Raw genomic sequence first — 12,433 nt, forward strand, 5'->3', positions numbered from 1 at the left:
TCGATGTATTAGGGTTCACACCTGATTGTTACCTCATGTGATCCAAGCCATTCTTCGCTTCGTTCGGAAACGGGCAGATTGATGGATCAGGTGACAATCATGCTGGTTACGTGGGATGACGATTACGGTCTGGGATACAAGGTGGTGGACGAGGGTCACGCCCTGGTCATCGACGCCATCAACAGATTGAACGTCGCCACCAGCCGCGCCCATCGCGACGGCGAGGTCGCCGGCCTGCTGCCGGTGCTGCACCACCGCCTGAGCCAACAATTCGCCGAGGAAGAAGCCCTGCTGCGCCTGTTGAATTCGGCCAATCTGGCCGAGCACATGGACGAACACGCCCGCTTTTTATCGGTCCTGGCCCATATCCGCCAATTGTTCAACGACGGCCAGGATGTCGCCAGCGTCTTGTTGCTTAATCTGGTCTGCCATCTGGTGTCGCATCTGCGCGGCACCGATTGGGACGAATTCGGCGATATCCGTCATCGCCAAGCCGCCTGAGTGTGACAGACGGAATTCCCGCCCCATAAATCGACACCCCCATTGGGCGCGGGAATAGGAGGGAGTCTCGGGGGGCCGGACTCCCTCCTTACATCGTATCGAGATCAATTCCCTTTGGCGACTTGGCCATAAAAAACCCCGGTGCCTGGTGGCGCCGGGGTTTTTCGTTCCATCTCGTGGAAACTCAGCCGTGCAGGGCTTCGTACTTGGCCTGCAACTGGTCGGGGGTTTCCTCGGTCCCGATGACGATGCAATCGGCGGGGCAAACCAGCTGACATTGCGGGCTGTCCTCGGCGCCGACGCACTCGGTGCAGCGGTCCTCTTCGATGACATAGATCACGTCACCGGCGGAAATGGCGGTGTTGGGACAGACCGAAACACAAGCATCGCAGCTGGTGCAATCTTCGGTGATCTTCAGCGACATAATTTCCTCTCCTTCAAACCCCTGTCGGCCATCCAAGACGCCCATGGGCATCCCCCCTTGGGGACGGCAAGCTTTGACCATGCGTATAGCCATTCCAGGCTATCATTGACAATGACATTCAGCACTTTCTTAAACACAACACACGCATGCCATAATTGCGCCCAAGGCTCTGGACGGCTAGAAAGAAAATCAGTGGGAAGAGAGCGAGCTATCCGGTGATTGCCGTTACAGGGGTTATTGATACGATCGAAGCCGTTCACGACGCCGTCCGCCGCATGGAGGAAGGCGCCGCCCGGCATTATGAGCAATTGGCGCTGGCCGCCGAAGCGATGACCGCCCCCGAGGCGGCGACCACCTTGCGCAGCTTGGCCGCCGCCGCCCGCCGCCGGGCCAAAACCTTTTCCGGCAGCACCCTGCCCGCTTCCGCGCCGCCGCAATTGACCACGCCCTTCTCCCCCGACGGCTTGGCCCTGGAATCCTGGCAGGTGCTGGAACTGGCCCTGGACATGGAATATTCCATGCTGAACATGCTGGAAATGTTGCAAGCGATCGGGGAAACCGAAGAAATCCGGGCCGAAGCCGGCATCCTCGCCGAACGCAAGCGCCTGCATCTTGGCGAATTGGATCAGCGCCAGGACCACCAGCCCTCCCCCGCCGACGGTCAGGACTGAAATCCGGCCCCGATCCGCGCCGCCAGCGCCGCGCCCAGACCATCCATGGCAGCGGCACGGCGGGCCAGGGCGGCACGAACCGGCGGACAATCGCGGCCATGTGTCGCCAAGGTCGTCTGCGCCGTCTTGGCCAACACCGCCGCCAAGGCTTGGGCCTGAACCTGCGGTTCGGCGGCGGCGCGGGCCAGCAACACTTGAAGCGGGGTTTCCGCCAGCCAATCATCCAGCAAGGCGGTGATGCGATCCAAATAGACATCGGCGCCGGTGGCGAAAAACGCTGCCCACAGCATATCCACATGGACCGGATGGGTCGGGATAAAGGTGGCGAAATCAGCGCCATTCTCGTCCATGGAGGCAGCCGCCGCTTCCCCCACCAATTTTTCCATCAACCGAGCCCGTGCCGAAATATGGCTGTAATTCAGGGCTTGGGCGACCATCTCGACTTTGACCGCGTCGCCCCCGCGCACCGCGTCGACCAACAACACCGCCACCTCTGGATCGGCATCCAGCACATGCGCCAAAAACACCGGCACGGTCAGGACGTTTTCGGCCCGCCAATCCCCGCCCACCTGCGGCGATACGAACAGCGCGACCATGGCCTGCGCATCGGGAGACCGCCAATAGCTGGTCATAGCCACCTCAAAAATGCTCATTCTTTCCTCTGATGCACTGAATTTGCATGGGTCCGATTCTAAAAACTGAAGCGGCCGATCAGCAGGCCAAGGCCGCCGCCGACAAGCACCGCCAGCATCACCCATCCGACCCGCCGCACCATCATCCCGCCGCACAAGCCGCCGACCAGGGCGACCTTGACGCCGGTATTGACGAAGGCGGCGATGGTGATGCCGGTGGTCGCCACCGTCAAGGCCACTTCGCGCCCGCCCATCTGAACCATGGACAAGGCGATGGCATCGACATCGGCCAGACCGGCCAGTGCCGACAGCAAATACAGACCCGTCGCCCCGGCCCACCGTTGCAAGGCCTGCGAAGCCAGCATGACCACCGCCAGCAATATGGCGAATTTGATCGCCATCCCCAGTTCGAACGGATTGGAAAGCGCAGTGGCGCCCGGCTTGGTTTCGTCTTCGCGCGCCCGCCACAATACCCATGAACCAATGAACCCGGTCAGGGCCATGGCCCCCAACGGCAAGGCCAAACGCAGGCCAATCGGCTGATTGAGAACAAAAACGATCACCCATAGGCGCACATACATGGTGGCGTTGGCGACGGTGACGCCCGCCGCCAAAACCGGCTGCATGAGGGGCGAGACCTTGCCCATGCGGGCGAACGACACGGTCAGGGCCGTACTTGACGCCAAGCCGCCAAACACCCCGGTCAGCAAGCTGCCGATACGCGGTCCGGCGATCTTGATGGCGAAATAGCCCAGGAACGAAATAAAGGCCACCATCACCACCAGCAGCCACAGCTTATAGGGATTAAGCACCTCGCCGGGGCCATAGCCCTGATTGGGCAGCACCGGCAACATCACCACCGAAATCAGCAGCAGCTTGATGACGGCCCGCATTTCCAGACGATCCAAGCGCCGCACCCAGTCATGCAAGACATCCTTGGCGCCAAGAAAGGCGGTGGCGACGACGCCGCCGGCCGCCGCCGCCTGGCCTTCGCCCATGGCCGCCAGGGCCGCCAGGGCAAAAGCGGTCAGTTCGGCGATCTCGGTGGTGAAACCCACTTCCGGCCTGGCCCGCGCCCGCATGACATAGCCCGACACCACCATGGCGGCAACGGCGACAAAGCCCCCCAGCAACGCCAGCGGCCCCACCGTTTGGGTGAACCAGCCAACGACGCCGCCAAACAAGCCAATCAGGGAAAAAGTGCGAATACCAGCGGCGCGATGACCATCAGGGTCCTCACGTTTGTCCCACCCACGCTCGACCCCCATCAGCAAACCGATGGACAGGGACAAGGCAAGGCGTTGATACAATTCCACATGTTCCATGCTGGTCCCCGGAGCGCCTGAAATCTTTTCTCATTGTCGTCACATGGGGCATATTTGCAACCCCGCACACTTGGCCCCATATGTACTGATATTTCTTTGTCGGAGACCCTCGCCCATGTCGGAACTTGCCCATTTTCTGGTTCATGCCTTGGCCTTGGAAAACCAAGCCGGCGAACGTTACGCAGAGCTGGCCCGGCAAATGGACGACAGCGGCGCCACCGAAATCGCCGCCCTGTTCGGCAAGATGAGCGAGTTTTCCCGCCTGCACGCCGGCGAGATCGACACCATCGCCCAAGACCATGCGCCACTGCCGGTCCTCCAGCCCTGGCAGTTCGAATGGACCACGCCCGAACCGCCGGAAGTGGGCGATCGCGCCTTGGCCAGCCCGGCCATGAGCGTCAGCCAAGCCTTGGGCTATGCCATCGCCAATGAACGGCGCGGCTGGGAATATTACAACCACGTCGCCATTACCGCCGCCGATGCCGGCGCCCGCGCCCTGGCCCGCGATTTCGCCAGCGAGGAAGCCGAGCATGTGCTGACCCTGGAACGCTGGCTCAACACCTTGACCGGGCAAAAGGCATAGCCACTCTTGATATAAGGTCTTTTCCTTACCATGGGCTTTTGTAAGTCCTTGCGCTCTGCTATGGTGCGCACCTCAACGCGACCCGTTCCGGGCCGCCTTTTTTTTGGATTGGGGTTATAGACTTGGCTTGGCCTTGCCGCCTGCTGATCTGCCTGATGGCCGCCTTGTTGTGGATGACGCCCCCGGCCAAGGCCGATGCCGACGTCACCGCCCTCTTGTCCACCACCTTGAACAACCACAGCTCGATCATGTTGCTGATCGAACCGGAAACCGGCGCCATCCTTGACGCCAATGACGCCGCCAGCCATTTTTACGGCTATTCCCTGCCACAGCTTCGCCTGATGCGCATCCAAGACATCAACACCTTGGGGCCGGACGAAGTCGGCGCGGAACGACGCCGCGCCAAGGCGGAAAAGCGAAATTACTTCATCTTCCCGCACCGTTTGGCCAGTGGCGAATTACGCACCGTCGAGGTTTATAGCGCCCCGTTGCACGATGGCGGCGGCCATACGCTGTTGTTGTCGATCATCCACGACATCACCGGCAAAACCGTCGCCGACAGCGAACTCGCCGCCTATCGCACCCGCCTCGAGGAATTGCTGACCCGGCGCACCTCCGAGGCGCTCGAGGCGCAAAGCCGGCTGCGTTTTTGGATGACGTTGGGGTTGGCCCTGCAAACCGTCCTGATCGTCGCCCTGGTGATCGCGGTCATCCGCCGCCACGCCGCCGTCAAGGAAGTCGAACACGAAGCCCATACCCGGCGCCGGGCCGAGGAAAAACTGGCTGTCGCCAATGCCGATCTGCAACGCTTCGCCGAAATCGCCGCCCATCATTTGCAGGAACCAACGCGGCGATTGATGGTGTTTTCCCAGCGATTGGCAAAATTGCTGGGATCGCCCCCCAATGAAAACATCGCGTTTTCTTTGGCCACCATCGAGGAACAAGCCAGCTATCTGCACGCCCTGGTCCGCGATGTTCAGGTCTATCTGGCCGCCGCTTCGCCGCTGGGGCCGATGATCGCCAATGATCCCGCCCGCATCATCGACCAAATTCGCGCCGATCAACGGGCTCGCTTCAGCGAGCACGACACGGCCTTTCAGATTGATCCGCTGCCTCCGGTGTTGATCGACGCACCGCGCCTGCGCTACCTTTTGACCGCATTGCTGGACAATTGTCTGCGCCATGCGAGACCGGCAACCCCCGTGCGCATTCATATCAGTGGCCAAATGCAAAACGGCCGGTCCATCCTGCGTATCGCTGATAATGGCCCTGGTATCCCGCTTGAATTCCGCACCCGCGTGCTTGAGGTGTTCGAGCATCTGCATAGCCAGGCCGATTCTCAGCCGGGCACCGGCTTGGGATTGGCCGTCGTCCGCCGTATCGTCGAAAGCTGCGACGGACATATCCTGATTGAGGATTCACCCGCTGGTGGTGTCCTTATTGTCATTGATTTACCTGGAGAAACCCTGTGATCAGCCCGCTCGATAATCATTTCAATATCCTGCTGGTCGAGGATTCCCAGGTTGACGCCCACCTGACCCGTGCCGCCCTGGAAGAAAACCGCTTTGCCGTGTCCATGCATCACGTCACCGATGGCGTCGAAGCCTTGGCCTATCTGCGTCAGCAAGGCGAAACCTATCAGGACGGCCCCCGGCCCGACTTGATCTTGCTGGACCTGAACATGCCGCGCATGAACGGCCGCGAGTTTCTGACCGCCATGAAATCCGACCCCAACCTGTCGGATATCCCGGTGGTGATCCTGACGCCTTCGGACGTGGAACAAGACGTCGTCGCCTCGTACAAGCTGGGCGCCGCCGGCTATGTGACCAAGCCGGTCGATCTGGAACAATTCATCCACGCCATCAATCAGCTGGGCAATTACTGGTTCAAGCTGGTGCGGGTCCCGCAGACCTGAGCCTTGTCGCGACGGCGATTGGCCAGCTTGACCCCCAGCACCACCCCCGCCAAAACCAGGGTCAGGGCATTGGCGACGATGATCGGCCAAGCCGCCAACAGCAGCCCGTAAACCAGCCACAACGCGACGCCGGCGCAAAACATCAGCCACATGGCGGTGGAAATATCGCGGGTCTGGCGGGTACGCAGGGTCTTGACCACCTGAGGGACGAACGCCAGTGTGGTCAAAGTGCCGGCAATGGAACCGATAACGTCAAGCGCGGACATGATCGGCCGGTTCCTTATGTTTGATGGACAATAACCCCATGAACGTCCTTGGTTCTATCACGGTTTTGCTGGTCTGCCAGCTTATCGGCGAGACCATCGCCAAAGTCTTCACCCTGCCCGTCCCCGGCCCGGTGATCGGCATGGTGCTGCTGTTTCTCGGCTTGGTCATCCGCCGCGGATTACCGACGGATCTGGACAAAACCGCGACGTTCTTGCTGTCGCAGCTGTCGCTCCTGTTCATTCCCGCCGGGGTCGGCGTGGTCGTGCACGCGAAACTGATCGCGTCGGAATGGCTGCCCATCTCCGCCGCCCTGGTGCTGGGAACCGCCATCACCATCGCGGTCACCGGATTGACCATGACCGCCTTGCTGAAATTGCGGAAAGGGTCCCGCCAATGAACGCGGTATGGCCACAACTTGCCGCCAATCCCCTGACGTGGTTGACGTTGACGCTGGTGGTCTATCAGGCCGCCCACTGGCTGTGGCGACGGGGGCGGATGAACCCGTTGCTTAATCCGGTTCTGCTGTCCATCGCCACCATTTCCGCCATCCTGACCCTGACCGGCATCGACTACGCCCGCTATTTTTCCGGCGCGCATTTGCTTCATTTCCTGTTGGGGCCGGCAACGGTGGCGCTCGCCATCCCGCTTTACCGGCAATTGGGGCAATTGCTGCGCTCGGTCTGGGCATTGGCGGCGGGGCTTTTGGCGGGATCGGTGGCCGCCATCCTCGCCTCGTTGGCCTTGGGCTGGGGACTGGGCGCCTCGCGCCAGACCATCATGTCGCTGGCGCCGAAATCGGTGACCTCGCCCATCGCCATGGGCATCGCCGAACAAATCGGGGGCCTGCCGTCACTCACCGCCGTCCTGGTCATCCTGACCGGCATCGCCGGGGCCGTTGGCGGCGGTTGGCTGCTTGACCGTCTGCACGTTCACGACGACCGGGCGCGCGGCGTCGCCATGGGCACCGCCGCACACGGAATCGGCACCGCGCGGGCCTTGCAGATGGGCGAAGTGACCGGCGCCTTTTCTGGTCTGGCCATGGGCTTGAACGGCATCGCCACGGCGTTGCTGACGCCGGTGCTGGTCAAATGGCTGATGGGGTGATCAGTTCGCCAGCAAGGTCTTGATCTTGCCCACGTTCCAGCCCGCCGCCGCCTCCAGCAGCGGATCGGTGTTATTGATGTTGTCGCCTTGGACTTCCAACACCACCCGGCCCCCGACCACCATGGTGATTTCACCGGTCCCGGTGGCGGCGTCGAAACGCAGCAAGGCGTCCTCGCCGCCGACCTTGACCTTTTTGAGGTTGGGTTGAGCGGAATTACCGCTCAGCATGGCCTGAACCGAGGCGACTTCGGGGCTGTCCAGCAACAGGGAAACATTCAGCGAGGCGTCGCCGCGGGTGAAGGCCCGCGACACCGACAAACCTCCGCCGATTTCGCCCAGGCTTTCGGTTTCCACCGTCTCGGCCTTCCACTGGCCGCCCAGATTGGGCAGAGTCTCGGCAAAAATCTTGCCCAGCCGGTCATGCAATTGGGTGAGCGCCGCCTCGATCTCGCGGGCGGCGCGGGCGATGTCGCCCTTTTGATAGGCGGCACGGGCATTGTCCAGACGAGCCGGGACGTCATCGGCGGCGGCGGCGGAAACCAGCGGACAGACCAACACCAGCGCAAAGGCGGCGGCAAAACGCAAACCAGACAGGCTCATCGCCCTCATCCCAAAGCATTATCGAGACCGTGACATTAGCAACGCCCCCCGATGGCGACAAGAGGCCCCGCGATCTGTTAGCTTGACCGCCGCCGCGATGACGGCGAAACGCCGACCGGCATGAAGGGAAAATTCGGTGAATCTGGTTTTCTTCCTGCTGATTGCGGCGGCAACCCTGGTCGCCGCCCTGGCCGAGTTGAACGGCGGCCATGACGCCATGGAAAACCTGTCCAATGCCGCGTTGAAAGCCGCCGAAGGGGCGGTGCCGCTGGCCTTGGGCCTGATCGGGGTGATGGCGCTGTTCTTGGGGCTGATGAAGGTGGCGGAAGAAGCTGGATTGGTGCGCGCCACCGCCCGGTTGCTGGCGCCGCTGATGCGACGATTGTTTCCCCAGGTTCCCGCCGCTCATCCGGCCATGGGGGCGATGATCATGAACGTCGCCGCCAACCTGTTGGGCCTGGGCAACGCCGCGACCCCGTTCGGGATCCGCGCCATGGAGCATCTGGAACGGCTCAATCGCCACAAGGGCTTTGCCAGCGATGCCCAGGCGTTGTTTTTGGCGCTCAACACCGCCTCGGTCACCATCTTGCCGACCAGCGTCATCGCCCTTCGCGCCGCCACCGGCTCGACCAACCCATCGGCGGTGATCGCCCCGACCCTGGCCGCCACCCTGATTTCAGCCGTGGTGGCGGTGCTTGCCGCCCGCCTGCTGGCGCCATTGTTTCCGCTCCCCGCGCCCGCCATCGACGCAAACGACGATACCGCCGCCAACGACAACGACGAAGAAAGCGGCGAACCATTGCCGCCGCCGCCGCCCTGGGCGCCGTGGCTGGCCTTGGCTTTCCTGGTTGCGATCATCCCCGTGATGGCGTTTCAGGGGGCCGCCTTGGGGCACTGGATCGTGCCGGCCTTGCTGGTCGGCCTGTTGGGCTATGGCCTCATTCGTCAGGTACGGATCTATGAATGCTTCGTCGATGGCGCGCGCGAAGGCTTTAGCATCGCCGTGCGCATCATTCCCTATCTGGTGGCCATCTTGGTGGCCATCGCCATGCTGCGCCAGTCCGGCGCCTTGGATCTGATCCTGGGGCCGCTGGCCCGGTTCACCGCGCCATGGGGCATTCCCGCCGAAGCCTTGACCATGGCCGGCATGCGCTCCTTGTCAGGCTCGGGGTCGTTCGGCTTGCTGGCGTCTTATATGAACGATCCGGCCATCGGCCCCGATTCCCCCTCCGGCATCTTGCTCGGCACCATCTATGGTTCCAGCGAAACGACCTTTTACGTCATCGCCGTCTATTTCGGCGCCGTCGGCATTCGCCGCATGCGCCACGCCCTGGCCGCCGGCCTGATCGCCGATGTCGCCGGCTTGTTGGCGGCGGTCGCCGCCTGCGCGCTGTTGATCTCTTGACGACGACACCGGAAAGATTTACCCAGACCCATGCTTGACATCTTGACGTTTGATTCCCTGTCCTCGCTGCTGCAAGTCATCGCCATCGACGTGGCCTTGGCCGGCGACAACGCCATTGTCGTCGGCATGGCCGCCGCCGCCCTGCCGCTGAGCCAACGGCGCCGCGCCATCATCATCGGCATTGCCGCCGCCGCGCTGTTGCGCATCGCATTCGCCATTTTCACGCTGGAATTGCTGAAAGTCGTCGGGCTTTTGCTGGCCGGCGGCCTGTTGCTGTTATGGGTATCGTGGAAGCTGTGGCGCGAAATCAAATGCCACGAAGCCGCGGGCGATGACGGCCCAACCTCTTGCGTCAAAGAAAAAAGCTTCACCGCCGCCGTTCTTCAGATCGTCGTCGCCGATGTCTCCATGTCGCTGGACAACGTGTTGGCCGTGGCTGGCGCCGCCCGTGAACACGAATCCATCCTGATCATCGGCCTGGCCTTGTCGGTGGCGCTGATGGGGGTGGCCGCCAATGCGGTCGCCGCCTTGCTTAAGCGCCATCACTGGATCGCCTATGTCGGATTGCTGATCATCTTGTACGTGGCCATGACCATGATCTGGGATGGCTCTCATCAGGTCATCGGCCTGATTTAACCGCCCCCCTGTCGGCCGAGGTCACTGGCCCCGCGCCGCCGGCGTTGATGTCGGAACCAGCATGTGATCGCACCACATCATGACATAATCCCGCGCCGCTTGGCTGGCGCCGTCGCCATCGCCGGCCGCCACCGCGTCACGCAACCGGGACAGGGCAAGTTTCCCGGCGGCGCCAAGGTCGGCCGCCCCGGCGCCGTGCAAGGGAAACCACAAGGTCTTGAGCAGGCCGCGCAGCACCGAATTGCCGCACGACCGCCGCAACCATGGCAGCACGACATCATGGCTCGCGTCCATCCGGGCAAGAAATGCCCGTTGTTCGGGGTCAAGAACGCCAGCGGCGGTGCGGGCGCACGCCGCTTCCAGTTCCGCCAGAACCTGGAACAAGGAATGACCGACGCCATCGGCGACCACCACGCCACGATGGGGCCGATTTTCCACCAAACCCAATGCCGCCAATTGCCGCAGCGATTCGCGCAACGGCGTCCGCGACACCCCCAGGCGCTGCGATTGTTCCACTTCGTCCAACCGCCGACCGCCCGCAACGCCCCCGCACACTATTTCCGCGGCGAGTTGCAACCACACCCTTTCGGCCATGGTCGTCTTGGGATGAACGGGGCTCGGCGAGGCGGGGATCATCGTTGAAAGCAAACCTTAGACACCTTACGAATGGGGAATTTCTATCACCAGAGCACCCTCATGAGTAGTCGTTTTTTTAAAAACTCCACACATTAAGGGTTTATTTCGTGAAATTGGTAATTGCAGATTGTATGCAATTACCCTGCCGCCTGTTCAATAATCTGAACGCACCCATCCTTTTCGTCCGATCATTCCGAACCTCCATTGATGTTTTAAAGCGTGCAAAGCCATGTACATGGCCCCAAAAGGCAGTGTATAAGCGAGCGGAATAGTCAAGGCTGGACCGCGGGGGCGGGACGCGCAGGAAGTTTCGGGGGAACGGGCGTTGCAGGTTTCGCACTCGTCAATATTGGCCGTTGGATTAGGTTTGCTGTTGCTTGCTGGCACGACGTCTGCCGCCAGGGCTCAGTCCATGACGGATGAGTTGCAACTACTGCTCGATTCACATCCAATGATCAAGGCCAAGAACAACGTGGTCGCCGGCAGCGCCGAGGCCATCGCCGCCGCCCGCGCCGGCTATCTGCCCACGGTCAAGCTGACCGGCGACGCCGGCCCCGAATACGTCAACAGCCCAACCCGCCGCAACACCGAGGGCGAGGCCTTTTTCAAGGGCCGCGAAACCGTGGGGCTGGTGGTGACGCAGCGATTGTTCGATGGCTACGCCACCGATTCGGCGGTGGAATCGGCCAAATTGGCCGAAGCCTATTACACCTCTGATTTGCGCAGCACCCGGCAAAGCACCTTGCTCTCGGGCATCCGCGCCTATTTGAACGTGTTGCGCTTTAATCGGCTGATCCAGTTGGCCCGCGAGAACGAGCGCAAGGTGCAAGACCAAATGCATCTGGAAGACGAACGGGTCATCAAGGGCTCGGGCGTTGCCGGCGACGTGCTGGCGGCCAAGCAGCGCTTGCAGATGGCCAAGGAAGCCCGCGTCGATTTCGAAGGGCAATATTCCATCTGGACCGCCACCTATCAGCAATTATACGGCCATGCCCCCACTGTCGGCGGCTTTTCCGACCCGCCGCTGCCGGCCTCGTTGCTGCCGGGTGAACTGACCGAAGCGGTGATCCAAGCCGAGCGCAATAATCCGATGGTTGAGATGTCGGGCAAGGGCGTCGCCTTGGCCGACGAACGCCGCCGCGGCGCCGAAGCCGGCTATTACCCCAATGTCGACTTGATCGGCCGCGCCAATTACGAAAACGACAAAAACGCCACTTTGGGCGTGCGACGCGACTGGTCGCTGTTGCTGACGGCCACTTGGGAAATTTTTTCCGGCTTCAAGACTCAGGCACAGGTGGCCCAGGCCGGTTATCAGCAGGCCGCCGCCCGCGATGGACGCGATTATGCCGGCCGCGCCGCCTCGGAAATGGCCCGCATCGCCTGGCACACCCTCAGCAGCGCCCGCCAGCGGACCATCTTGCTGGAAAACGCCGCGATCATGGCGGAAGAGGTGTGGGATAACGCCCGCAGACGTCAAGAAGGCGGCAACGCCACCGTCCGCGACGTTCTGGACGAAGAAATGCGCATCAACGATGCCCGCATCAAGCACGCCAATGCCTATTACGACATGATCCTGGCCGGCTATATGCTGCTATCGGCCATGGGCGAGCTGGAATTGGAGAATATTTCCCAGGTGGCGAACCATCCCGGCGCGGCTGACCAGCTGACCAGCCCGGCGACCCTCAGCGCCTTGCCTCGATGATCAAGGCCTGTTCAGGCCCATGAGTAATCCCC

The 12,433-nt window shown here is 61.9% G+C and carries 16 protein-coding genes; 10 read left to right on the forward strand and 6 right to left on the reverse strand.

Annotation, left to right across the window (positions count from 1 at the left end):
• Positions 1-81: 81 nt before the first annotated feature.
• On the forward strand, positions 82-501 hold the full coding sequence (locus tag KEC16_RS08070) for a bacteriohemerythrin (protein WP_211547657.1): 420 nt from the start codon (positions 82-84) through the stop codon (positions 499-501).
• A 184-nt stretch (positions 502-685) separates the two neighbouring features.
• On the opposite strand, the gene KEC16_RS08075 is transcribed toward KEC16_RS08070, so the two are convergent.
• A complete protein-coding gene (locus KEC16_RS08075; protein ID WP_211547659.1) occupies positions 686-925 on the reverse strand; it encodes a YfhL family 4Fe-4S dicluster ferredoxin in 240 nt (79 codons plus the stop codon).
• Positions 926-1,140: 215 nt separating this feature from the next.
• Between KEC16_RS08075 and KEC16_RS08080 the strand changes: the two genes are divergently transcribed.
• Positions 1,141-1,596, forward strand: coding sequence for a ferritin family protein (locus KEC16_RS08080; RefSeq protein WP_211547661.1), 456 nt, complete (start codon positions 1,141-1,143; stop codon positions 1,594-1,596).
• Here the strand turns inward: KEC16_RS08080 and KEC16_RS08085 are convergent.
• Entirely contained in the window at positions 1,587-2,249 is a 663-nt protein-coding gene (locus KEC16_RS08085) for a hypothetical protein (RefSeq protein WP_211547663.1), read from the reverse strand. The genes KEC16_RS08080 and KEC16_RS08085 overlap by 10 nt on opposite strands.
• A gap of 38 nt (positions 2,250-2,287) precedes the next feature.
• A complete protein-coding gene (locus KEC16_RS08090) occupies positions 2,288-3,553 on the reverse strand; it encodes an MgtC/SapB family protein (RefSeq protein WP_211547665.1) in 1,266 nt (421 codons plus the stop codon).
• Between the two features lie 115 nt (positions 3,554-3,668).
• On the opposite strand from KEC16_RS08090, the gene KEC16_RS08095 reads away from it, so the two are divergent.
• The 3 genes from KEC16_RS08095 to KEC16_RS08105 all read left to right on the forward strand — a co-directional run bounded on the left by KEC16_RS08095 (position 3,669) and on the right by KEC16_RS08105 (position 6,051).
• The gene (locus KEC16_RS08095) at positions 3,669-4,136 is read left to right on the forward strand and encodes a ferritin-like domain-containing protein (protein ID WP_211547667.1); all 468 of its coding nucleotides are present in this window, start codon (positions 3,669-3,671) and stop codon (positions 4,134-4,136) included.
• A 122-nt stretch (positions 4,137-4,258) separates the two neighbouring features.
• Entirely contained in the window at positions 4,259-5,608 is a 1,350-nt protein-coding gene (locus KEC16_RS08100) for a sensor histidine kinase (RefSeq protein ID WP_211547669.1), read from the forward strand.
• On the forward strand, positions 5,605-6,051 hold the full coding sequence (locus KEC16_RS08105) for a response regulator (RefSeq protein WP_346344053.1): 447 nt from the start codon (positions 5,605-5,607) through the stop codon (positions 6,049-6,051). Before KEC16_RS08100 ends, KEC16_RS08105 begins: the two co-directional genes overlap by 4 nt.
• On the opposite strand, the gene KEC16_RS08110 is transcribed toward KEC16_RS08105, so the two are convergent.
• Positions 6,015-6,317, reverse strand: coding sequence for a SemiSWEET transporter (locus KEC16_RS08110; protein ID WP_211547671.1), 303 nt, complete (start codon positions 6,315-6,317; stop codon positions 6,015-6,017). The genes KEC16_RS08105 and KEC16_RS08110 overlap by 37 nt on opposite strands.
• 38 nt (positions 6,318-6,355) lie before the next feature.
• Here KEC16_RS08110 and KEC16_RS08115 point away from each other — a divergent pair, with 38 nt between their 5' ends.
• Together KEC16_RS08115 and KEC16_RS08120 are read left to right on the forward strand one after the other, a co-directional pair.
• Positions 6,356-6,715, forward strand: coding sequence for a CidA/LrgA family protein (locus KEC16_RS08115; RefSeq protein WP_211547673.1), 360 nt, complete (start codon positions 6,356-6,358; stop codon positions 6,713-6,715).
• Positions 6,712-7,422, forward strand: coding sequence for an LrgB family protein (locus KEC16_RS08120; protein ID WP_211547675.1), 711 nt, complete (start codon positions 6,712-6,714; stop codon positions 7,420-7,422). Before KEC16_RS08115 ends, KEC16_RS08120 begins: the two co-directional genes overlap by 4 nt.
• Here KEC16_RS08120 and KEC16_RS08125 read toward each other — a convergent pair whose 3' ends face one another.
• Positions 7,423-8,022 carry a hypothetical protein gene (locus KEC16_RS08125; protein ID WP_211547677.1) on the reverse strand — a complete coding sequence of 200 codons (600 nt, stop codon included), beginning with the start codon at positions 8,020-8,022 and terminating at the stop codon, positions 7,423-7,425. It lies immediately after the preceding gene.
• A gap of 136 nt (positions 8,023-8,158) precedes the next feature.
• On the opposite strand from KEC16_RS08125, the gene KEC16_RS08130 reads away from it, so the two are divergent.
• Both KEC16_RS08130 and KEC16_RS08135 read left to right on the forward strand, forming a co-directional pair.
• Positions 8,159-9,427, forward strand: a complete 1,269-nt coding sequence (locus KEC16_RS08130) for a nucleoside recognition domain-containing protein (RefSeq protein ID WP_211547679.1) — start codon at positions 8,159-8,161, stop codon at positions 9,425-9,427.
• A gap of 30 nt (positions 9,428-9,457) precedes the next feature.
• Positions 9,458-10,063, forward strand: a complete 606-nt coding sequence (locus tag KEC16_RS08135; protein WP_211547680.1) for a YjbE family putative metal transport protein — start codon at positions 9,458-9,460, stop codon at positions 10,061-10,063.
• Between the two features lie 21 nt (positions 10,064-10,084).
• Here the strand turns inward: KEC16_RS08135 and KEC16_RS08140 are convergent, their stop codons facing one another.
• Positions 10,085-10,657, reverse strand: coding sequence for a GntR family transcriptional regulator (locus KEC16_RS08140; RefSeq protein WP_211547682.1), 573 nt, complete (start codon positions 10,655-10,657; stop codon positions 10,085-10,087).
• Positions 10,658-11,111: 454 nt separating this feature from the next.
• On the opposite strand from KEC16_RS08140, the gene KEC16_RS08145 reads away from it, so the two are divergent.
• Positions 11,112-12,401, forward strand: coding sequence for a TolC family protein (locus KEC16_RS08145; protein WP_283091891.1), 1,290 nt, complete (start codon positions 11,112-11,114; stop codon positions 12,399-12,401).
• Positions 12,402-12,433 lie beyond the last annotated feature (32 nt).

This window comes from Magnetospirillum sulfuroxidans (assembly GCF_018224925.1).
Lineage (GTDB): Bacteria > Pseudomonadota > Alphaproteobacteria > Rhodospirillales > Magnetospirillaceae > Magnetospirillum > Magnetospirillum sulfuroxidans.